At 47.4% G+C, this 20,657-nt stretch carries 14 protein-coding genes; 8 read left to right on the top strand and 6 right to left on the bottom strand.

Annotated features, from left to right (window positions below):
• Nucleotides 1-143: 143 nt before the first annotated feature.
• On the top strand, nucleotides 144-1,439 hold the full coding sequence (locus ACUJFK_RS11945; protein ID WP_445424990.1) for a hemolysin family protein: 1,296 nt from the start codon (nucleotides 144-146) through the stop codon (nucleotides 1,437-1,439).
• 14 nt (nucleotides 1,440-1,453) lie between these two features.
• Here ACUJFK_RS11945 and ACUJFK_RS11940 read toward each other — a convergent pair whose 3' ends face one another.
• A complete protein-coding gene (locus ACUJFK_RS11940) occupies nucleotides 1,454-2,035 on the bottom strand; it encodes a DUF5610 domain-containing protein (RefSeq protein ID WP_445424989.1) in 582 nt (193 codons plus the stop codon).
• 129 nt (nucleotides 2,036-2,164) lie between these two features.
• Entirely contained in the window at nucleotides 2,165-3,721 is a 1,557-nt protein-coding gene (locus tag ACUJFK_RS11935; RefSeq protein WP_445424988.1) for a peptide MFS transporter, read from the bottom strand.
• A gap of 502 nt (nucleotides 3,722-4,223) precedes the next feature.
• Here ACUJFK_RS11935 and ACUJFK_RS11930 point away from each other — a divergent pair.
• A complete protein-coding gene (locus ACUJFK_RS11930; RefSeq protein WP_445424987.1) occupies nucleotides 4,224-5,411 on the top strand; it encodes an MFS transporter in 1,188 nt (395 codons plus the stop codon).
• On the opposite strand, the gene ACUJFK_RS11925 is transcribed toward ACUJFK_RS11930, so the two are convergent.
• Together ACUJFK_RS11925 and ACUJFK_RS11920 are read right to left on the bottom strand one after the other, a co-directional pair.
• Complete coding sequence (locus tag ACUJFK_RS11925) at nucleotides 5,367-6,104, bottom strand: pseudouridine synthase (RefSeq protein WP_445424986.1); 738 nt, start codon at nucleotides 6,102-6,104, stop codon at nucleotides 5,367-5,369. The two genes, ACUJFK_RS11930 and ACUJFK_RS11925, sit on opposite strands and share 45 nt — an antisense overlap.
• 156 nt (nucleotides 6,105-6,260) lie before the next feature.
• The gene (locus ACUJFK_RS11920; protein ID WP_445424985.1) at nucleotides 6,261-6,902 is read right to left on the bottom strand and encodes a DUF4136 domain-containing protein; all 642 of its coding nucleotides are present in this window, start codon (nucleotides 6,900-6,902) and stop codon (nucleotides 6,261-6,263) included.
• Between the two features lie 314 nt (nucleotides 6,903-7,216).
• Here ACUJFK_RS11920 and ACUJFK_RS11915 point away from each other — a divergent pair, with 314 nt between their 5' ends.
• The 3 genes from ACUJFK_RS11915 to ACUJFK_RS11905 are packed head-to-tail and all read left to right on the top strand — an operon-like array spanning nucleotide 7,217 to nucleotide 14,606.
• Nucleotides 7,217-8,275 carry an efflux RND transporter periplasmic adaptor subunit gene (locus tag ACUJFK_RS11915; protein ID WP_445424984.1) on the top strand — a complete coding sequence of 353 codons (1,059 nt, stop codon included), beginning with the start codon at nucleotides 7,217-7,219 and terminating at the stop codon, nucleotides 8,273-8,275.
• A 14-nt stretch (nucleotides 8,276-8,289) separates the two neighbouring features.
• The gene (locus tag ACUJFK_RS11910) at nucleotides 8,290-11,529 is read left to right on the top strand and encodes an efflux RND transporter permease subunit (RefSeq protein WP_445424983.1); all 3,240 of its coding nucleotides are present in this window, start codon (nucleotides 8,290-8,292) and stop codon (nucleotides 11,527-11,529) included.
• Nucleotides 11,526-14,606, top strand: a complete 3,081-nt coding sequence (locus ACUJFK_RS11905; protein WP_445424982.1) for an efflux RND transporter permease subunit — start codon at nucleotides 11,526-11,528, stop codon at nucleotides 14,604-14,606. Before ACUJFK_RS11910 ends, ACUJFK_RS11905 begins: the two co-directional genes overlap by 4 nt.
• A 10-nt stretch (nucleotides 14,607-14,616) precedes the next feature.
• On the opposite strand, the gene rhlP is transcribed toward ACUJFK_RS11905, so the two are convergent.
• Nucleotides 14,617-15,492 (bottom strand): rhombotarget lipoprotein, encoded by an 876-nt coding sequence (gene rhlP, locus ACUJFK_RS11900; RefSeq protein ID WP_445424981.1) that lies wholly within the window; start codon nucleotides 15,490-15,492, stop codon nucleotides 14,617-14,619.
• Between the two features lie 156 nt (nucleotides 15,493-15,648).
• Between rhlP and ACUJFK_RS11895 the strand changes: the two genes are divergently transcribed.
• Nucleotides 15,649-16,395, top strand: a complete 747-nt coding sequence (locus tag ACUJFK_RS11895; protein WP_306178250.1) for a helix-turn-helix domain-containing protein — start codon at nucleotides 15,649-15,651, stop codon at nucleotides 16,393-16,395.
• A 215-nt stretch (nucleotides 16,396-16,610) separates the two neighbouring features.
• Nucleotides 16,611-17,147, top strand: coding sequence for a hypothetical protein (locus ACUJFK_RS11890; RefSeq protein ID WP_445424980.1), 537 nt, complete (start codon nucleotides 16,611-16,613; stop codon nucleotides 17,145-17,147).
• A 116-nt stretch (nucleotides 17,148-17,263) separates the two neighbouring features.
• On the opposite strand, the gene ACUJFK_RS11885 is transcribed toward ACUJFK_RS11890, so the two are convergent.
• Nucleotides 17,264-18,163 carry a cation diffusion facilitator family transporter gene (locus tag ACUJFK_RS11885; RefSeq protein ID WP_445424979.1) on the bottom strand — a complete coding sequence of 300 codons (900 nt, stop codon included), beginning with the start codon at nucleotides 18,161-18,163 and terminating at the stop codon, nucleotides 17,264-17,266.
• Nucleotides 18,164-18,337: 174 nt separating this feature from the next.
• Here ACUJFK_RS11885 and ACUJFK_RS11880 point away from each other — a divergent pair, with 174 nt between their 5' ends.
• On the top strand, nucleotides 18,338-20,611 hold the full coding sequence (locus tag ACUJFK_RS11880; RefSeq protein WP_445426781.1) for a YgiQ family radical SAM protein: 2,274 nt from the start codon (nucleotides 18,338-18,340) through the stop codon (nucleotides 20,609-20,611).
• Nucleotides 20,612-20,657 lie beyond the last annotated feature (46 nt).

The following is a 20,657-nucleotide window of genomic DNA, read 5'->3' as shown; positions in this document are numbered from 1 at the left end:
GATTTAACTTAATTTCTATTCTATAGTTTTAACTAAGAATGCATAATAAGTCCACTTTAAAAAAATATACTTATAAATCAGGTATAATTTAATTAGTACAGCATAATGCTTAATATAGGCGATATCACGCGAATGGATTTATTATGAGTGCTTTAGAATACCTTATTATCATGTCTACTTTAGTCGCCACCAGCGCCTTTTTTTCTGTTTCTGAAATTTCTTTAGCGGCGTCACGCAAAATGCGTTTGCGTTTATTAGCGACTGAGGGCGATGTTCGCGCAGAGAAAATTTTAGCGCTGCAAGATCACCCTGGTAATTTTTTTACGGTAGTGCAAATTGGTCTTAATGCCGTGGCGATACTCGGCGGTATTTTAGGTGAGTCGGCTTTTACACCTTATTTTGCCAATATGCTTGGTTTGTTTAGCCACGAAACTTGGGTTCAACCTGCGGCCTTTGGTTTGTCCGTGTTCTTTGTCACGTCATTATTTATCTTGTTCGCAGACTTAATGCCAAAGCGTTTAGCCATGATTGCCCCCGAGCAAATTGCGCTGCGCATTGTCGCCCCCATGTTATTACTGATTATGCTGCTTAAACCCTTAGTGTGGTTGTTTAACGGTTTAGCCAATTGGTGTTTTAGTATGCTTAAAATACCGACATTGCGTAAAGATGATATTACCCCCGATGACATTATGGCGATGATGGATGCCGGTGCGCAGGCCGGTGTTTTACAAGAGCATGAGCATCAGTTATTAGAAAATGTGTTTGATATGGAATCGCGCACGGTAACCTCGGCCATGACCGCGCGCGAAAGCTTAATCTTTTTCACCAAAGACGAAGCGCAAGAGAGCATTAAAGCCAAAATTGCAGAGCACCCTCATGCAAAGTTTTTAGTGTGTGCAGGCGTGTTAGATCAAGTGATTGGTTATGTGGATACCCGTGATATTTTAATGCAGGTATTACACGATCAGCCTATTTCTTTGCAAAAAGACGGTATTGTGCGCACGCCATTAATTATCCCGGATACCTTGTCTTTATATGAGGTGTTAGAACACTTTAAATCGGCGGGTATCGATTTTGCCATCATCTTAAATGAGTACGCGATGGTGGTGGGTATTATCACCTTAAAAGACGTGATGAGTATTGTGATGGGCGAGTTGGTTAATTCAGAAGAAGAGCAGATTGTCGCGCGTGACAGTAATTCATGGTTAGTTGAAGGCTTAACGCCACTGGCGGATGTGATGCGGGTGCTGGATATACCGCGTTTTCCGAATGCCGAAAACTACGAAACCATTGCGGGTTTTATGATGTATACCCTAAAGAAAATTCCGAAACGCACCGATTTTGTGCTGCATGCTGGCTATAAATTTGAAGTGGTTGATATCGACAGCTACAAAATTGACCAATTATTGGTCACTCGTATCGAGCCTGTTGCGGAATAAGCGTTTAATGTTGGTTATGGGGTTTTTGTCACTGGCTCATTTTCAGCCGTTTCGGCTTGTTGCTCATAGCTTGCCATCAGTTTTTCACGAAAGTTTTGTAGGCCTTTCATCACCATATCGTAGGTGCTAGCGACACCTGTTTCGACATCACCTTCAAACACTTTTAACCCGGTTAAGATGGCTTTTGCATCGCTAAAACCTTGCTCAATGCCTTTGCCGATGGTTCCCATAAAATCATCTAATTGCTTTAAGCTATCTTCTGATGGTTTCTGTTTTTTATAGATATTAAACAAGCTGGTGGCAAAACTGACAATGCGTTCGGCCGTGGCCTCGGGCGAGGTATCAATACCTGAGTCATAGATTTTTTTTGTGGCGTTTTTACCTAAGGTAGGCTCTAAGGCGTCGTTAATACCGTCGAGTGCTGTTTTGTAAAGCAGGCTGAGGGTGTTGTTGTTGCTTTGTAGTGCCACTTTTTCACTGGCCGCTAAAATGGCTGCATTTTGTTGTTGTTTGCTCAGTTTCTCTGGGATCACAGCAGCGTTATTAGCATTGCTACGTAGCGTACTTACCATGCTGTCGGTTTTAATGCTACTCATGAGTGATCCTTAGATCCATTTTCAATTAACGTTGTAGCGGCCGCTACAGCAATAACTTTAGCCGTAAATCCATAAAAAAACACCCCGGCCAGCAGACCGAGGTGTTTTAGGGTAACAATGTGCTTAAGGTTAATTGATGCCGTGCATGCGCTTTTTCAGTAGCGGACTGATAATCAACATAAAGATACCTGCAGCAATACCGAAGTAACATAAGAAGCTAAATAATTCTGTGTAGGCAGCTAAAGCGGCACCGACATCAGCGACTTCACCACTGGGCGTTTCAATAGCGGCCAGTTTAGCCAATTGTGTTGCAAGTAACTCTGAGTAAGCAGTGGCTAAGAACCATGCCCCCATCATCACACCGACCACTTTATGGACGGCCAATTTGGTGACCGCAGATAAACCAACAGGTGATAGACATAATTCACCCATGGTATGCAGCATATAAGCTAGCACCAACCAACCGGCACTCACTAAGCCTGCTTCATTCGGGAATTGTGCACCAATGACTAACGCGCCAAAGCCTAAACCGGCTTGCATGATACCCAGTGCAAATTTTACCGGCGTGCTCGGTTCAAGTTTACGCTTGCTAAGTGCCACCCACAGCCAAGCAAAAATAGGGGCTAAGGTTATAATAAATAATGGGTTTAATGCACCGTATTGACCTGCAGTGGTTTCAAAACCAAAAACCGTGCGGTCCATAACCCGATCAGCAAACAAGGTCATGGATGACGCCGATTGTTCAAACAAGGCCCAGAACACCACCGTAGAGAAGGTTAGAACGATCAGCACAAACATGCGATCACGTTCTTCTTTATTGCATTGCGTTACCATAAACCAGATTACGCCCGCTAACACGATGAACGACAAACCGAGTAACACAGAGTGTACGATGGGGTTGTATTGAACCAGTTGCCAAACAACAAACAGAGCCGGGATGGTTGCTAGGTAAATCAGCCATTCACGATCGACAAAAGCAAATACCTTTTGTTTTAAGCGCACGGGATCATTGGGCTCGGCATAACCATACAGGTATTTTTGGCCGGCTAAGAACACAATTAAGCCTAGTACCATACCGATACCGGCTAAACCAAAACCCCAACCCCAACCGAATTTTTCACCGATATAGGTAACCAATAAGGTGGCAATAAATGAGCCGGTATTGATACCCATGTAAAAGATGGTGAAGCCAGAATCGCGACGGGCATCATCTTTACCGTACAACTGGCCAACGATAGTAGAAATATTTGGTTTTAAAAAACCCACGCCCATGATGATTAGGGCTAACGAAAAGTAGAACACTTGGATCGCGCCGGTATCTTGCACGACCACACCGTTTTCGACATAGGCTTGAAAGCCTTCGTAGGCAAGGCCTAAATGACCTAAACACAACAAAATGGCACCAAAGGTAACGGCTTTGCGCATTCCTAAATACCGGTCAGCAAGCATGCCGCCGATCACGGGCATGGCATACACTAAACCGGCATAGCTACCCAATACATCTAAGCCGCCGGCGTCACTGAACAGGTGATACTTTGTTAAATATAACAACAGCAAATATTTCATGCCGTAAAACGAAAAGCGTTCCCACATTTCAGTTAAAAAGCATACATAAAGCCCGACCGGATGGCCGAAAAATTGTGGCTGAGTTTGATGGTTGCCCAGCGCAGTGGATTGAGAATTCATGGAGTCCCCGGGTAATGAATTATTATTATTGTCTGCTTTTATGCAGTTCGCACTCGATTATGCCGCTATCACAACGTTTTGTCATCCTCGGTACAAGCATTTACTTCATCGCTCCTATAATCTCCGCCGCAAGCTGGTACAACCACACTCCGGTACTGGTCGGGCCTCACTCAGAGACAGGTCATACCACACTCCGGTACAGGTCGGGCCTCACTCAGAGACAGGTCTTACCACACTCCGGTACAGGTCGGGCCTCACTCAGAGACAGGTCTTACCACACTCCGGTACAGGTCGGGCCTCACTCAGAGACAGGTCATACCACACTCCGGTACAGGTCGGGCCTCACTCAGAGACAGGTCTTACCACACTCCGGTACTGGTCATACCTTACTCAGAGACGTTTTGTTGGGGGAGGGAGTTTTATTGTGATTAGTTGGTCAGTTGGTTTGTTCGCGGTTGGCGATCCGTTACAATAACCGCAAGTAGTTAACTGAGCATGGTCAGTGATCGAATATAAATCTGCCGCCTATTACCGCAGTGTTGCAGCACTTTGTTTAGCTGCCGTGGCGGTATTCGCTAATTTGCATTTAATGCAGCCGTTGTTGCCGGAAATAAGCCGTCAATTTGCGTTAACGCCGCTACAAGCCAGTATTAGCTATACCGTAGCGACGCTCTGTTTGGGCCTGTCGCTGCTAGTGTATGCCGCTTTGTCGGATGCTTGGGGGCGTAAAACCCTTTTGTTAATAACCTTAGTTGGTATGAGCGTGAGTACCTTGCTACTCACGCAAGTGCAAAGTTTCAGTAGTCTAGTGTTACTTCGGGCAATACAAGGCTGTTGTTTGGGGGGCTTGCCGGCGATTGCCATTGCCTGGATGGGCGAAGAATACAGTAAGCCGGCGTTAGTGAGCGCGGTGGGCTATTACATCAGTGCCAATTCGTTAGGTGGGATCTCAGGGCGCTTGCTCGCCGGTGGTTTAGCGGATTGGGGGCACTGGCAATGGGTGTTTTGGCCAATGACGCTGTTAGGGGCGCTCAGTTGTTATGCGGTTTGGCGTTATTTACCGGCTGCTCAGTATTTTGTGCGTCAACCGTTTCGTTTAAAACAGGCTTTACGAGATAATCTGTATCACTTACGCCAGCGGTTATTATTGTTAACCTACCTGATTGGCGGCTTAAATTTTTTAGTCTTTTTAAACCAATATACCTACGCCAGCTTTGTGCTGGCGGCCACGCCGTTTAATTTAAGTAGCGGCCTTATTGGACTGTTATTTGTAACGTATTTAACTGGCACTATAGGCTCGGCTTATTCCGCTAAAATTGCCCATAGGCTTAGTTTGCCCGGCGCGATGGCGCTGGGGGTGTTGATTATGATGTTAGGCTCAATCATGACCCTCTTTGCAGGGCTTTGGGGGATGGTTGCGGGCTTTTTTATCAGTGCCTTTGGTTTCTTTTTGTGCCATTCACTTGCCAGCAGTTTTGTCAATCAACAGGCTATCCGCGCTAAAGCCAGTGCCAGTGCGTTATATTTGGTGTTTTACTACATCGGCGCCAGTAGTGGTGGCGTTTACCTGCAACCATTTTGGCAATGGGCCGCTTGGCCTGGGGTGATTATGGGCTCTTTGCTGATGTATAGTTTAACGTTAGCGTTAAGTTGTTGGCTCTGGCGTTTGCAACGCACGAAGTTGTGCTAATTCGGTTGCAGTTAAAGGCCGATAGCGGCCCTCTTCGAGATCACCAAGTGGTAAATCGCCAATAGCGATCCGACACAAATCAACCACTTTAAAGCCGAGCGCTCGGCACATATAACGAATTTGCCGATGCTGTCCTTCACTGAGGCAAATTTCTAAGCTGTGTGCAGTTAATACCTTAACTAAACAGGGATTTGCTTGATATTGATGCGGCCCCACTTGCCATGTTATGCCATCGGCAAAAGCTTTGATCAGGGCGTCTGCATCGGTAATCGCTTGCTGCACACGCACTCGATAGCGCTTATGGTGCTGATAACGTGGATGCAGTAAGCGCTGGGCAAGTTCGCCATCATTGGTCAGCAGTAATAAACCGCGTGAGTCTTTATCCAGCCTACCCACGGCAAAGGCTCGAACCGGTAATTGTGACAGCACGTGCGCGATACTGGCGGGATCAGTAGCTCGATTATTACAATCGATACCCACCGGCTTATGATAAAGCCAATATTGCCATGCTGGGGCAGGTGCTAAGCTTTCGCCGTTAATCTGGATCTCATCATCAACAGCAACTCGTTGTTGCAATCGAGCCGGCTCACCGTTAACCAACACTTGGCCTGCACTGATCAAACGGTTTGCCGCTTGGCGTGAGCAAAAACCGCGCGAAGCAATCGCTTTAGTGAGAGGAATTCGTGGGTTCATGGTCGAAGGGCAAAGCAGTTAACTAAGGACATCAGCAGGCTTGAGCATCTAGGGTGTTAATAGTCGACATGATAACTCAATGTAATACCTTGTTGGCAGCACTTGATTAAATCTTCGTGCATTAAGCCAGTGCTGTTGAGGCACTGGCTAAAGCATTTATTTGTTGTCGGCACTTAACCGTGTAGGATAACGCTGATAAATCAGCGCCACCGCTGCGCTAATACTATCTTGCGAATGTACTTTCGAGTCTGCTGCTAATTTACCTTCGGTCATACCTTGCCAAATTAAACGATTCTCGCTGGCATCAATCACATCAATCAGAATTGATCCTACTTTGTAACGATGTGTTTCAACACCGCCAAAAATAGGAAAGCCGAAACTCAAAGCGCTATTGCGACCGAAAAAGCCATAACCGGCGTTAATGCTAAAAGGCGAACTGCGAACATCTTCCCGATTCTCTGTATTGATCTGGTAATTTACTAATAATTGCGGGCTTTGCTCATTGTAGCGATAGCCTAAATCGGTCATTTCGCGAATGATGGCGGCTTTAAAATGTTGCGCTTGTAGCGGATCGTAGCTAGGGGCTGTCGCAGCAGTCTCTGCCGTATCAGCTGTTTTAGTTTCGGCTGTTGCCTCAACCGTTTCGGTGGGCTTAAAAAAAGCAAAGGTTTGATATTGTTCAAAGTTAACTGAACGGTCATAGTCAATATTAGCTTGTTTCGGGCTGGCGCAACCGGCCAATACAAGCGTGGTGGTCAGCAGCAATAAGCTGGTTTTTAGCACGTTAACAACAGACATCAGACACCTCATCCTGAAACAAACAGTTTATGGCAGCGAGTTTAGCGCAGTTTATGCAAGCCTCACAGTGTAATAATTTAGCAAGCCAAGCTGAACGCAGCCTGTACTTCGTTTTACGCCGCTATCAGGCTGAAAGTTTAGCAAGGCTAGTTAAATTGACTAATAAATCGTTATTTACGCTATTTAATTACCATGTTAAAAAACATGAATTGTAACAATTATCTGCTAACTTACTGATTATATTTTTATTTTATTTTTGGCATAGTGGCTGCAATCAATATCTATAATACGTTTATAGTGCAAGGAATGGAAAAATGCAGGCGAAATTAGCGTTAATGGCGGTGGTGTTACTCGGTAGCGTAGTTTTAACAGGATGCAATAAGGCGCAAAGTAGCCCGAACAGTACCGCCGCCGCAGAGGTGGCGATCCCAGTAGAAACGTCACGTTCGCGTTTAGGGGCCATCAGTAGCAGTTATCGTACAACAACCACATTAACAGCGCGGGCTGAAGCCGACATGATGGCGAAAAGCACCGGTATCGTGCAGCAAGTGCTCGTAGAAGAAGGCGATCAAGTTAAAGCGGGGCAATTGTTAGCGGTTTTAGAAAATGAGCGGCAACAACACTTGTTAGCCAAAGAGCGGGCCGAGTTAGGCCGCTTAGAATCTGAATTAAGCCGCATGCATGAAATGCATCAGCGCAAATTGGTCAGTACCGACGTGTATGAAAAACTAAAATGGCAAGTCTCGGCCATGCAAGCCGGCGTTGCACTGGCTGAGTTAAATTTGCGAGAAACCGAAATTCGCGCACCGTTTAACGCAGTGGTGGCACGGCGTTTTGTTAAAACCGGCCAATTGATTAACCAATTGGCGCCAAATTCACTGTTTTATTTGGTCAGTGAAAGCGAATTAGAAGCGGTGGTGCATTTACCTGAGCAACAAATGCTGCAAGCGAAAAGTGGCCAAGCCGCCATACTAAGCTTTGCTGGCGTACCCAGTGTTACTGCCAGTATTAGTCGCGTCGCGCCTGTGGTCGATGCCAGTTCCGGTACGGTGCGTACCACGCTGATTATTGATAACCAAGCACGGCAGCTCAAAGCCGGCATGTTTAGTCAGGTAGAGATCCAATTTGATACCCGAGAACAGGCACTGTTAATCCCTAAGCGCGCGCTCATTACCTTAGATAATTTAGCCGGTGTGATGGTGTTAGATGCCGACAATCGGGTGCAACGTCGCCAAGTGTCTTTGGGCTATACCGCAGATCATATGGTCGAAGTGCTAGACGGTTTAAACGTAGGCGATCAAGTAGTGGTAGCGGGGCATGCCGCACTTAAAGAGCAAAGCTTGGTTAAAGTGGTTTCTGAGCGCGAATTCTAACAAGGACGTTAATCATGAGTTTGGTCAATACTGCTGTAAACCGGCCGGTTACCGTCTGGATGTTTACCCTCGCCATTGTATTATTTGGTTTAGTGTCGGTCGGTCGCTTAGCGGTTAATTTACTACCCGATCTGTCCTATCCTAGCTTAACGGTACGTACTACCTATATAGGCGCGGCCCCAGCTGAAGTAGAGCAACTGGTCAGTAAACCGGTTGAGGAAGCGCTGGGCATTGTTAAAGGGGCTCGTAAAGTCACGTCGGTATCTCGAGCTGGGCGCTCTGACGTGGTACTGGAGTTTGATTGGGGCACGGACATGGATCTGGCGCTGTTAGAAGTGCGAGAGAAGCTGGATGTGTTGTTCTTACCCTTAGATGTTGATAAACCGTTATTACTGCGTTTTAACCCCAACCTAGACCCGGTGGTGCGGCTGTCGTTGTCGAAAGCCAACATGAGCGCAGCAGAGCTGGTCAGTATTCGTACCTTTGCCGAAGAAGATTTGCGCCGAAAACTGGAATCGTTTAGCGGTATTGCCGCGGTGCGCCCTGACGGGGGGTTAACCCAAGAAATTCAGATTTTGGTGGATCCACAAAAGTTAAGTCAGCTGCAACTTGATATCAGCGTTATTACTCAGCGTTTGAAAGCTGAAAATATCAACTTAGCCGGCGGACGTTTAGAAACCGCGTCTTATGATTATCTGGTTAGAACCATTAACCAATTTGCTGAGCTGCAAGAAATTGAAAATCTGTATTTAACTACGGTTGGCAACAGCCAAGTTCGCCTAAAAGATGTGGCCGAGGTGCGAGATGCCTTTGCTGATCGGCAAAGTATCAGTTACATCAATGGCAGTCAGGCCATTGAGCTGGCTATTTATAAAGAAGGCGATGCCAACACGGTGCGCGTGGCTGAAGGGTTATTAGCGCGTTTGCCTGAGCTACGTAAAATGCTGCCGCCAGGCTATCAGCTAGAGGTGCTATCTGATCAATCTCAATTTATTAAACAAGCCATCTCCGATGTAAAATCTGCCGGTATGGTCGGCGGTTTGCTGGCGATGTTAGTGCTGTATTTGTTTTTACGAAATGCTTGGGCCACCTTGATAATTTCGGTTTCCATTCCGGTTTCGGTGATTGCGACCTTTAATTTGATGTACGGTCAGGGTATTACGCTGAACATGATGAGCTTAGGCGGTATTGCCTTGGCGGTTGGTTTACTGGTCGATAATGCCATTGTGGTTTTAGAAAATATTGCTCGGCACAAAGAGCTGGGCTTGTCAGGTAAAGCCGCCGCAGAAAAAGGTGCCGGTGAAGTGGCGATGGCGATTACTGCCTCTACTTTAACCACGGTAGCCGTGTTTTTTCCCTTGGTCTTTGTTGAAGGTATCGCCGGGCAACTGTTTCGTGATCAAGCCTTAACTGTGACCTTTGCTTTGTTAGTGTCGCTGGTGGTGGCTTTGACGTTAATTCCAACCATGGCAGCGCGCAGTCGCAAAACGGCATTAACTGAGGGCGAGCAAGAACTTAAAGCTTTGTCGTCATTAAAACCCACGCGTTGGTATCACTGGCCACTATTGCCGCTGCGCTTGATCGGTCGCGGCTTATACCTTGTACTGTTATCGCTGGTTAGCGTGCTGAGCCTGCTATTTAGTCTTATTGCAAAAGGCTTGTATTGGCTGTGTCGCCCTGCCGTGTTGTTGGTGCAATGGGTATTAAGTGTAACAGAGCAAAGCTATCTGAAAGTGCTTCGTGCTGCGCTGCGGGCGAAAACGCTGACTTTACTCGTTACTTTTATTGCTGCAGGGGCCTGCTTTAGCTTATTACCGCGCTTAGGCGCGGATGTACTGCCACAACTTAGCCAAGGTGAATTTTATGTTGATGTGCAATTACCGGTGGGCTCGGCAATTGAGCAAACGGATGCACTGTTAAAGCAGCTAGCTAAGCAATTAGAGCAATATCCGGTGGTGGCGCGCAGCTATGGTTTAGCCGGTACTGGCGCGCAAATGACAGTTGATCCCGCCATTGGTGGCAGCCATTGGGGCCGTTTACATGTGGTGTTAACCGACGAGAGTAGTGCTGCAGACGAGCATTTATTGCAAGAAGAGCTGCGTCGCAGTTTAGCCTTACAGCCAGGGGTAAACGCGCACTTTGACCGGCCGCAGTTGTTTAGTTTTAGCACGCCGTTAGAAATTGAAATTAGTGGTTATGATTTAAGCCAGCTAGCCGAATCGGCAGAGCGCTTGCAGGGCTTATTAAGTGCCGATCAGCGTTTCACGGATGTTAAATCGAGCTTACGGCCAGGCCAGCCTGAGATTACGCTGTATTTTGATCATGCCCGTTTGGCGCAATTAGGCATGACAGCACAGCAGGTGGCCAAGCGTGTCGCAACCTATATCGGCGGTGAAGTGGCTGGGCAGTTTTCGGTAAATGATCGGAAAATTGATATTCGCGTGCGCTTAGCCGAGCAATATCGGCAATATGAATTACAACTGGCGCAACTGATCATCAACCCAGGTGCTGCCGAGCCCTTGCCGTTAAGTGCCGTTGCGCAAGTGCGCCGTGAAGTGGGCCCAAGCGAAATTACCCGAGTTGGCCAGCAGCGGGTTGCCATTGTTACGGCCAATTTAGCCTATGGTGATTTAGAGCAAGCTACAGACCGTGCTAATACACTGTTACAGCAACTGGTGTTGCCGCCAGGTCAAGTAGTGCAGGTGATGGGCCAAAGCGAAGAAATGGCCCGCGCATACAGCTCTTTGCTGTTTGCGTTGTTATTGGCCGTGTTCTTGGTGTACCTAGTAATGGCCTCGCAGTTTGAGAATTTACTGCAACCCTTACTGATTTTATTTACGGTGCCGCTAGCAGGAGCAGGGGCGGTGTTAGGTTTGTGGCTAACAGATACACGGTTATCAGTGATTGTATTTATTGGTTTAATTATGTTGGCCGGTATCGTAGTAAATAACGCCATTGTACTAATTGACCGCATCAATCAATTGCGAGCGGAAGGCCAAGCGATGACCGAGGCCATTATACTGGCTGGGCAAAGTCGTTTACGCCCCGTGTTGATGACCACTTTAACCACGGTGCTCGGTTTATTACCACTGGCGCTTGGTACTGGCGAAGGCAGTGAAATTCGGGCGCCGATGGCGATCACGGTCATTTTCGGCTTAAGTTTAGCCACCTTATTAACCTTGGTGTTTATACCAGTGCTGTATAGTTTTCAGCAAAACCGCCAAAGCGCTGTTGTTACGGAGGCGCAAGTATGAACACTGAGCAACCTACAACAGAAAAACCCTTAGGGTTAACCCGGTTAGCCTTGCGTCGGCCGGTGACTATTTGCATGTTTTTTATTTCGCTTCTGTTACTCGGTGGTTTAGCCAGCAGGTTATTGCCGCTAGAGATGCTGCCGGGCATTGATGTGCCGCAATTATATGTCACCGTGCCGTATCCTAATGCTAGCCCTGCTGAAGTAGAGCGTTTAATTACCCGCCCTTTGGAAGAAGCATTAGCTACAGTCAGTGGGATTAAGCGTTTGCGCAGTTTTGCCAATGAAAACAGCGGTGATGTATCGCTTGAGTTTCGTTGGAGCGAAAACATTAGCAGCAAGGGCTTAGAGGTACGCGAACGTCTTGATAGTATTCGGCATTTGCTGCCAAGCGATGTCGAGCGCGTGTTGCTGTTTCAATTTAACACTAGCGATTTGCCGATTTTTCAATTACGCATTTCTTCTGAGCGCGATCTGGCGATGGCCTACGATTTGCTGGAGCAGCAAATTAAACGGCCATTAGAGCGCGTGCCGGGCGTATCAAAAGTGGAATTATACGGTGTTGAAAAACGCCAAGTCATTATTCGCCTTGATCCCGACAAATTGCGCGCTCTGAATGTTGATGCCAGTAGTTTACTGGCGCAATTACGCGGCAGTAACTTTTCGTTAAGTGCCGGCGAGTTACGTAATCCAGAGCAAAGTGTGTTAGTGAAACCACTGGGTGAGTATCAAGATTTAAGTGAGATCGCTGCTTTGCCGATACGCCCCGGTTTGCAACTGCGTGATCTGGCCAGCGTTGAACTTGAGTTGCCTAAACGCCAAGAAGGCCGCCATTTAAATCAAACCTACGCGGTTGGTATGAACGTGTACAAAGAATCGGGTGCTAACCTAGTGGATGTTGCCGCTGCCGCCATGCAAGTTGTGGCAAAGGCTGAAGCGAACCCGGCGTTTAATGGCATCAATTTATTTGTGATGGATGATTTGGCCGACAGCGTGACAACGTCGTTGCGCGATTTATTAATGGCCGGTGCCATCGGCGCTTTGCTGTCGTTTATTGTGTTGTTTTTATTTTTACGGCATTTAACCACCACCTTAATTGTGGTGTTATCGGTGCCTGCGGCCATCGTGATTGCGCTGGGCGCCATGTATTTTATGGGCTACAGCTTAAATATTCTTAGCATGATGGGCTTAATGTTAGCCATAGGTATGCTGGTTGATAATGCGGTAGTGGTCACCGAAAGCATCTTTCGGGAACGTGCAGCAGGCGGCGATATTCGCGCGGCGACCGAGCGGGGAGTAAAGCGCGTTGGCTTGGCGGTATTAGCGGGTACAGCCACCACGGCGATAGTGTTTTTACCGAATATTATTGGTGAAAAGATGCAGCTGACCATCTTTTTAGAGCATGTCGCCATTGCCATCTGTTTATGCTTGGGCATTTCTTTATTGTTAGCCTTAACCCTGATCCCGTTGTTAACCACCAAATTAAGTGTGCAGCCACAACCGCAACAAACCGCTTCAGCCTTAGAGCAGTTTTATCATCGTGCGCTGACACTGGTGATGAATTGGCCAAAAACCGCCAGTGTTGCCGCCTTGTTGGTGCTAGCCAGTGCGGGCTTACCCTTTTCACAAATGGGTACTAGTAGTGATGAAGACCAGGATAATAGCCGCTTGTACCTAAATTACAATGTGCAAGGCAATTACAGCCTAGAAGAAGTGCGGGCAGAAGTGTCAACGATGGAAGCGTTTTTATACAGTCGTCAGGCAGAGTTTGGTATCGCTTCTGTATACAGTTATTATCGTGCTGGGCATGCCATGTCGATTATTCTACTGAAACCTGAGCTTGAAGTGCCCTTAGCACAACTAAAAGAGCACATTCGCGCCGACTGGCCAGCGTTGGTGCGTTCGCAACCTTCATTTAGTTTTGGTAATAATAACAATGCGTTGCAGCTACACTTATTAGGCAATTCGACTGAGCGTTTATTAAGTTTGGCGGGTGAGATCCAACCGCTGTTACAAAGCTTGCCCAGCCTAGCCGAAGTGAGCTCTGATTTGGCGAAAGGTCAACAAGAAATTCAAATCATACTTAAACGTGCTGAGCTGGATCGCCTTAAATTGGCGGCCGATCAGGTAGCGAATGCCGTTGCGTTAGCGTTACGTGGGGTCAATTTACGTACCTTTCGTAGCAGTGAGCAGGGGGAGCTGTTGATCCGCTTGATTTACGATGAACGCATCAGCCAATCACCGGCCGAGCTTGCTGCCTTGCCCGTGGCGGTGGTTAACGGTGTCAGTATTTCATTGTCGCAGGTGGCGGAATTAAAGGTGATGCCACGGTTACAGTCGATCCAACGCTTCGAACGGCAGACCGGCATAGCGTTGCAATTAGCATTACAGCCGGAGGTTAAAAACGAAGAGGCGAGAGCGCAAATCGATCAGTTAATGCAACAGGTGCAACTACCCGATGGTTATCGTTGGTCTTATCAAGGCGGCTTTGTGCAGCAAAACGAAGAGCAGCAAGTGATGATGGTGAATATGTTGCTGGCGCTGGCGATGATTTACATTGTAATGGCGGCGTTATTTGAATCGTTATTACTGCCCAATGCGGTGATCAGCAGCCTATTGTTTTCTTTTGTTGGGGTGTTTTGGACATTCTGGCTCACCGGCACCAGCATGGGGGTAATGGGCATGATTGGCATGCTGGTATTAATGGGTATTGTGGTGAATAACGGCATCGTATTGGTTGATCGTATTAATCAAGATCGGCAATTACAGCCTGATATGCCACTAAAAACCTTGATTGTAGAAGCCTGTACTTTACGGCTACGGCCGATTTTAATGACGGTATCCACTACGGTGTTAGGTTTAGTGCCCCTGGCGTTAGGCGGCACTTCGATTGGCGGTGACGGCCCCAGCTATGCACCGATGGCCTTAGCGATCATCGGTGGCTTGTTATTCTCTACCTTAACCAGTTTGCTGCTGGTACCGTTAAATTATTATGGCTTGATAAAGTTACGCGCCGCTTGTGCGCAGTTGTTACTGCGCAGTCAGCGTTGGCAACATCGCTTATTAAAACGTGCCTAACTTTTAAGCTTTAACTTTGGCTGAGTGGGTGGCGAGCACGTTGCCGACTCAGCCAAAGGCCAAATAGGATAATTAAAAAGCTTGAACCCAAGCTACCGCCACCACGGTAATGGCTGCTTTTGACAATTTGGATATCCTCTGGCCGTGCTTTTAAACGCTCGGTAAAACGCTGTAATTCTGTTTCTAAATTGCTGATCATATCTTCACTGGCGGCAGCAAAGCCGGCGCTACTATCCAGCCGTAGTTCTTCACTTAAGTTAATGGGGGTGGAGCGCCCTTGTATTTGGCTGACGCCCGGAGCTCGAAATAACAACTTACGACTGTCGATGGCATAAACCGCCGTGTCCATTAACGTGCTGGTATCGTTTTTTTGCCCCGATACTAAATAAGCACCGACCAAGGTCCAATAACTCAGCGCCGCTTTGGATTCGTCACTAAACTGCGCTTGATCAAACGATACTAAAGCAATGACATCGACACCAAACATGGTTTTTAGTTGATCAAGATTGGTAAAACTGCCTTGCGGCCGCAAATAGGCGCTGGGGATCACTTGAATATCGCCAATAAAGTCACGTTCTCTAAATTGTGCAGCAATGTTATCCAGAATTTGCATCTTGGCCGGCTCGGTCAGCAGGTTGGCACCAGTGTTTTGCCACGCCCAAGGATTGTCGCCACGTTGATGACTGCGATCAGCCGGTACAAAGGCTATGCCTAAGCGAATGGGTAATTGTAAAACCGGTATCGCTGGGTTAATCATCACTTCACTTTCTGTGGGGTAGAGGTAATCGACCACGCTACTGCGACTGCCCATTTGCTGGCTGGCGCAACCGGTTAAGCTGCAAAGTAGGGCAAGACTAATGCTGATGTGACGAATTGATAGAGCCATAATAGCGTCCTTTAGGTTGAGCAGGTTTGCTTACGCATTAAACTAGCAGGCAAGTGAACATATCGCTACTTAAAAAATAAAAGCAGCAACATTTATCGCTTTTGGTAGCGTAATGCGCTACTTTTAAGGCAGGGTATAACAATAGCTGATCTTCCGATGCAACAAAGTAACGCATTAATTAAAGTGATAAAACAGGCCTTAAAACAGCATGGTTTTACTTACCAACAGGTTGCGGCTCATCTTGAGCTGACTGAAGCCAGTGTAAAACGGATGTTTTCCCAGCAACAGTTTACGCTGGCGCGCATTGAAAGCATTTGTCAGCTGATGGCGCTCGATTTTACAGATTTGCTGCGTTTATTAGAGCAAGCCCAGTGGCAGGTGACGCAACTGAGTGAACAGCAAGAGCAGCAGTTAACTGAAGATCTGACCTTGTTAGTGGTGGCGGTATCGGCGTTAAATCATTGGACGATGCAAGACATGCTGCAGTGGTATCAACTGACGCCAACTGAATGTTTGCAAAAGTTGATTAAATTAGACCGTTTAAAGTTGATTGAACTGTTACCGCAAAACCGCATTAAATTAAAAGTTGCCCCCAATTTTAGCTGGCGTAACGATGGTCCCATTCAACGCTTCTTTCAACAGCAATTGGCAACTGATTTCATTCATCATCGTTTTAACGGCGATCAAGAATGCTTACTGGTATTAAATGGCATGTTGTCGGTATCGAATAACGCTGTGTTTCAACGAAAACTGAAACGTCTTGCTAATGAATTTAATGAATTAGTTCAACAAGACAGTCAGTTGCCGCTCAGTCAGCGCCATGGCAGTAGCGTGGTTCTAGCGCTACGCGATTGGCGTTTTGGCGCTTTGCAGCGGTTATTACGCCAAGATAATCCAAGCTAAACGCGCTTTCAGCCGGCGTTCAGCCTAAAGCGCGTAAAACACAGATCAGACGACACTCAGAGACAGCTCCGACCACACTCAGACACCGGTACGAGCTCTGAGCTCTGGCCGCACTCAGAGACAGGTTGGACCACACTCTGACACTGGTTAGACCACACTCAGAGACAGGTCGGTGGTGTTGTGGAGCAATTTACTTAGATAGTGAAGAGGTTTTTATGCGAATGAAAGTAATAGCGCTGATGTTGCCGTTGTTTGGCTTTAGTAGTGTGTTGTCGGCCGCTACCGTGATTACTGAGCAAAACATTAGTCGTTTAGAGGCGGTTTTACCGCAATTGGCGAAAATTGAGCAGGACAGCCCCGCGGAGTTAAAGCGGTTAAGATTACAGCCACATTGCAACTGGCCACAGCATGTTAGTGAGTTACAAGCGAAAGAAAGCGGTAAAGAGTATGTGGCGCAGATGCAACAAATTTTGGCCGCGCACCAGCTTACTCCGGCAGTCTTTTTAGAGTTAACCGCGAAAGGGGCTTGGCCGGTTCTGCAATCGATGCAGCCGATGTTGAATCTGTCACAGCAGTCGTTGCCGTTTTTACAGCAAGCGCAGCGCGATCAAGTTGAAAAAACCTTGGCGCAAACCAGTCATATGCAAAAAGTGATTCAGCCGTGTTTAACCAGCGAAGACTTGGCGGCCTTGCAGCAACACCAGCAGCGCTTCATTAATTTAGCGGTCAGTATGCCAGGCTTGGCGATATAGTTTTGACTGTCGCTTATTATTTAGCGCAGCTTAGCGATGTCGTTCGTTGCTGAAGAGTATCGCGCCAAGGTCGCGAGCTAATGCAGCTTCTTGCCAATATGATTGGCTAAAGTGAGTTAATGCACGGTTGGATTGAGTAGCCTGTTACCTGAGCTGTTATAGTCCAACGGTTCAATATGTACTGTTAATTGCACACCTAAGCTGAGTAATTGCTGCTCGGCAGCATCAGCTAATTGATGCGCACGCTCGACACTCCAGTCACCGGGTACCAGTAAATCCGCTTGCGCAAACGCTTGGGTGGCGGCAGCGCGGGTGCGTAAATGCGTAAACTGCGCCTGGTGATTACCCAGCTCGACAAAAATTTGTTCAATTGTGGCAATTTGCTCTGCAGTCAAGGCTCTGTCCATTAAGCCATTTATCGCCTTGAATAAAATACTGCCGCCTTCACGCAGGATATGCAAGGCCACCAATATTGCCACCAAGGCATCCAACCAAATAAACCCCGTTAATGCCGCTAACACGACCCCGATAACCACGCCAGCAGTGGTCCAAACATCGGTTAACAAATGTTTGCCATCACCCTCTAAGGCCGGCGATTGATGTTGTTGACCACCTTTAACCAGTAGTAAGCCCACAGCTAAGTTAAGCAGGCTGGCCAGCACGGTTAGTGCGATGCCGATATTTAAAGCCAGTAAAGGTTGAGGATTGAGCAAACGCTCAACGGCGGTAAACATAATCGCCAACGCCGCCAGAAAAATCATGCCGCCTTCAAAAGCGGCTGAGAAGTATTCTGCTTTGCTGTGGCCAAAAGGATGGTGCTCATCAGCAGGGCGTTTGGCTAGTGTTACCATCATTAGCGCAAAACTTGCGCCCGCGACATTCACCAGCGACTCGATAGCGTCAGATAAAAAACCCACCGAATCGGTTAAATACCAAGCCAGGGTTTTTAACGCCATGGTTAAAAAACCGGCAAGTAGCGACAGTAACAGCAATTGACGTGGGCGTAGGTTAGACATCGGCGCAAATCTTCGAGACAAAACGTCAGTGTAGTCCTGCGAAGCGGTAAAGTCATGCGGCTTATTCGCCTTTCAATCGTACACCCTGTATAATATGCGGCCTTGTAACACTCAGGTGCTGTAATTATGTCCGCGACTACTGTAAATCTTCGTAAATCTGCTCCGGTAGCCCGGATGGCGCCTGAGCGCGATCTGTTTTCTTACCCAAAATACTGGGCCGAATGTTACGGCACCGCGCCTTTTTTACCGATGTCTCGCGCCGAAATGGACAAATTAGGTTGGGATAGCTGCGACATTATCTTAGTGGTTGGCGATGCTTATGTTGATCACCCCAGCTTTGGGATGGCAGTGGTTGGGCGAATGCTAGAAGCACAGGGTTATCGCGTGGGGATTATTGCCCAGCCCGATTGGCACAGCAAAACCGACTTTATGCGCTTAGGCAAACCTAATCTGTTTTACGGTGTGTCTGCCGGTAATATGGACTCGATGATCAACCGTTATACCGCCGATAAAAAGTTGCGGCATGACGATGCTTACACCGCCGGCGATATTGGGGGTAAAAGACCGGATCGCGCGGTAATTGTTTATACCCAGCGCTGTAAAGAAGCATACAGTGATGTGCCGGTTATTATCGGTGGTATTGAAGCCAGTTTACGCCGTATTGCGCATTATGATTATTGGTCTGAGAAAGTTCGCCGTTCAGTTATTTTTGATGCCAAAGCAGACATATTAATTTATGGTAATGCCGAGCGGCCGTTAATTGAAGTAGCCTACCGCCTTGCCAGTGGTATTCCGGTGGCCGATATTCAGGATGTACGCGGTACTGCGGTGATCCGCAAAGAGCCTCTGCCGGGCTGGCGCGGCGTAGATTCCACCGCCATTGATAAAATTGGCAAAATCGACCCTATTCCCAATCCTTACGGTGCTGATGATGTCGGCTGTAGCAGTTATTCTGAATTTGCCAAAGCCGGTATTGATTTAACTAAACCGGCAGAAGTGGAAGCCAAACCTATTATCGTGCAGGCACCACGGCAAAAACCGTGGGAGCTGACTTACGTTAAGCTACCCGCGTTTGAGCAGGTGAGTGTGAATAAGCCGTTGTATGCCCATGCCTCACGTATTTTGCATCAAGAAACCAATCCAGGCTGTGCGCGCGCCATTATGCAGCGTCATGGTGATCGGCATATTTGGGTAAATCCTGCGGCTTTTCCGCTGAGTACCGAAGAGATGGATCTGGTGTTTGGTTTGCCCTATCAGCGTATTCCGCATCCGGTGTATGGTAAAGCCAAGATCCCTGCCTATGAAATGATTAAAACCTCAGTGAATATTATGCGAGGCTGTTTTGGTGGCTGTTCGTTTTGTTCCATTACTGAGCACGAAGGCCGGATTATTCAAAGTCGCTCGAAAGAGTCGATAATGCAAGAGATCAAAGACATTCGCGACAAAGTGCCGGGGTTTACTGGCGTTATCTCCGATTTAGGTGGGCCCACGGCCAATATGTATCGCTTAAATTGTAAAAACCCGAAAGCAGAGCAAACTTGTCGTCGACCTTCTTGTGTCTATCCGACCATTTGTGAGCACATGGATACCGATCAAAGCCCGACGGTAGAGTTGTACCGTGAAGCGCGTAATATCGAAGGCATCAAAAAGGTGCTGATTGCCTCGGGTGTCCGTTATGACTTGGCGGTAGAAGATCCTAACTATGTGAAAGAATTAGTGCAGCATCATGTCGGCGGTTATTTAAAAATTGCCCCTGAGCATACCGAAGAGGGCCCATTAAGTAAGATGATGAAGCCGGGTATGGGCGCATACGATAAATTTAAAGAAATGTTTGATCGCTTTAGTAAAGAAGCGGGCAAAGAGCAGTACCTGATCCCGTATTTTATTGCCTCGCATCCTGGCACCACCGATATGGATATGGTGAATTTAGCCTTATGGTTAAAAGAGCGTGATTTCAGACTAGATCAAGTACAAAACTTTTATCCAAGCCCGATGGCCAATGCCACTACGATTTATCACACCGAGATGAATTCGCTGAAAAACATTAATAAAGCGAATAAAGAAGCGGTGCCGGTACCCAAAGGTGAAAGGCAGCGCCGATTACATAAAGCCATTTTGCGTTATCACGATCCAAAAGGCTGGCCAAGTATTCGTGAAGCGCTGACGAAGATGGGTTTACAGCATTTAATCGGCCGGGGCAAAGATTGTTTAGTACCACCGGAAGGCAAAGATGAGCAACAGCGCAGACCTCTTCGGGGGGGTAAGCCGGCGTTAACGCGGCACACGGGGTTAAATCCAGCGGCAAAAGCCACGCGTGCCGATAATACGGGCAAGCCTAAAGCCAAACAAAACGGCCAAAGGCCTGCTACGCCAGCTAGCACTCATGGCCCAACAGCGGCAAAACCAAAAGCAAAGCGTCCACAAAACGGCAAAGCGCAACGCGGTTAGTCTTGAACAAGCAAGTGCCTGGCACACACTAGGCGCTTGGTTATGA

Source organism: Alishewanella sp. HL-SH06 (genome assembly GCF_052656265.1).
This window is presented reverse-complemented; position numbering and strand designations above follow the sequence as displayed.

Bases quoted from the DNA above. Each gene is read 5' to 3' on its own strand.
- ACUJFK_RS11945 (WP_445424990.1), top strand. From the start codon at position 144: ATGAGTGCTTTAGAATACCTTATTATCATGTCTACTTTAGTCGCCACC.
- ACUJFK_RS11940 (WP_445424989.1), bottom strand. From the start codon at position 2,035: ATGAGTAGCATTAAAACCGACAGCATGGTAAGTACGCTACGTAGCAAT.
- ACUJFK_RS11935 (WP_445424988.1), bottom strand. From the start codon at position 3,721: ATGAATTCTCAATCCACTGCGCTGGGCAACCATCAAACTCAGCCACAA.
- ACUJFK_RS11925 (WP_445424986.1), bottom strand. From the start codon at position 6,104: ATGAACCCACGAATTCCTCTCACTAAAGCGATTGCTTCGCGCGGTTTT.
- ACUJFK_RS11920 (WP_445424985.1), bottom strand. From the start codon at position 6,902: ATGTCTGTTGTTAACGTGCTAAAAACCAGCTTATTGCTGCTGACCACC.
- ACUJFK_RS11915 (WP_445424984.1), top strand. From the start codon at position 7,217: ATGCAGGCGAAATTAGCGTTAATGGCGGTGGTGTTACTCGGTAGCGTA.
- ACUJFK_RS11910 (WP_445424983.1), top strand. From the start codon at position 8,290: ATGAGTTTGGTCAATACTGCTGTAAACCGGCCGGTTACCGTCTGGATG.
- ACUJFK_RS11905 (WP_445424982.1), top strand. From the start codon at position 11,526: ATGAACACTGAGCAACCTACAACAGAAAAACCCTTAGGGTTAACCCGG.
- rhlP (WP_445424981.1), bottom strand. From the start codon at position 15,492: ATGGCTCTATCAATTCGTCACATCAGCATTAGTCTTGCCCTACTTTGC.
- ACUJFK_RS11895 (WP_306178250.1), top strand. From the start codon at position 15,649: ATGCAACAAAGTAACGCATTAATTAAAGTGATAAAACAGGCCTTAAAA.
- ACUJFK_RS11890 (WP_445424980.1), top strand. From the start codon at position 16,611: ATGCGAATGAAAGTAATAGCGCTGATGTTGCCGTTGTTTGGCTTTAGT.
- ACUJFK_RS11885 (WP_445424979.1), bottom strand. From the start codon at position 18,163: ATGTCTAACCTACGCCCACGTCAATTGCTGTTACTGTCGCTACTTGCC.
- ACUJFK_RS11880 (WP_445426781.1), top strand. From the start codon at position 18,338: ATGGCGCCTGAGCGCGATCTGTTTTCTTACCCAAAATACTGGGCCGAA.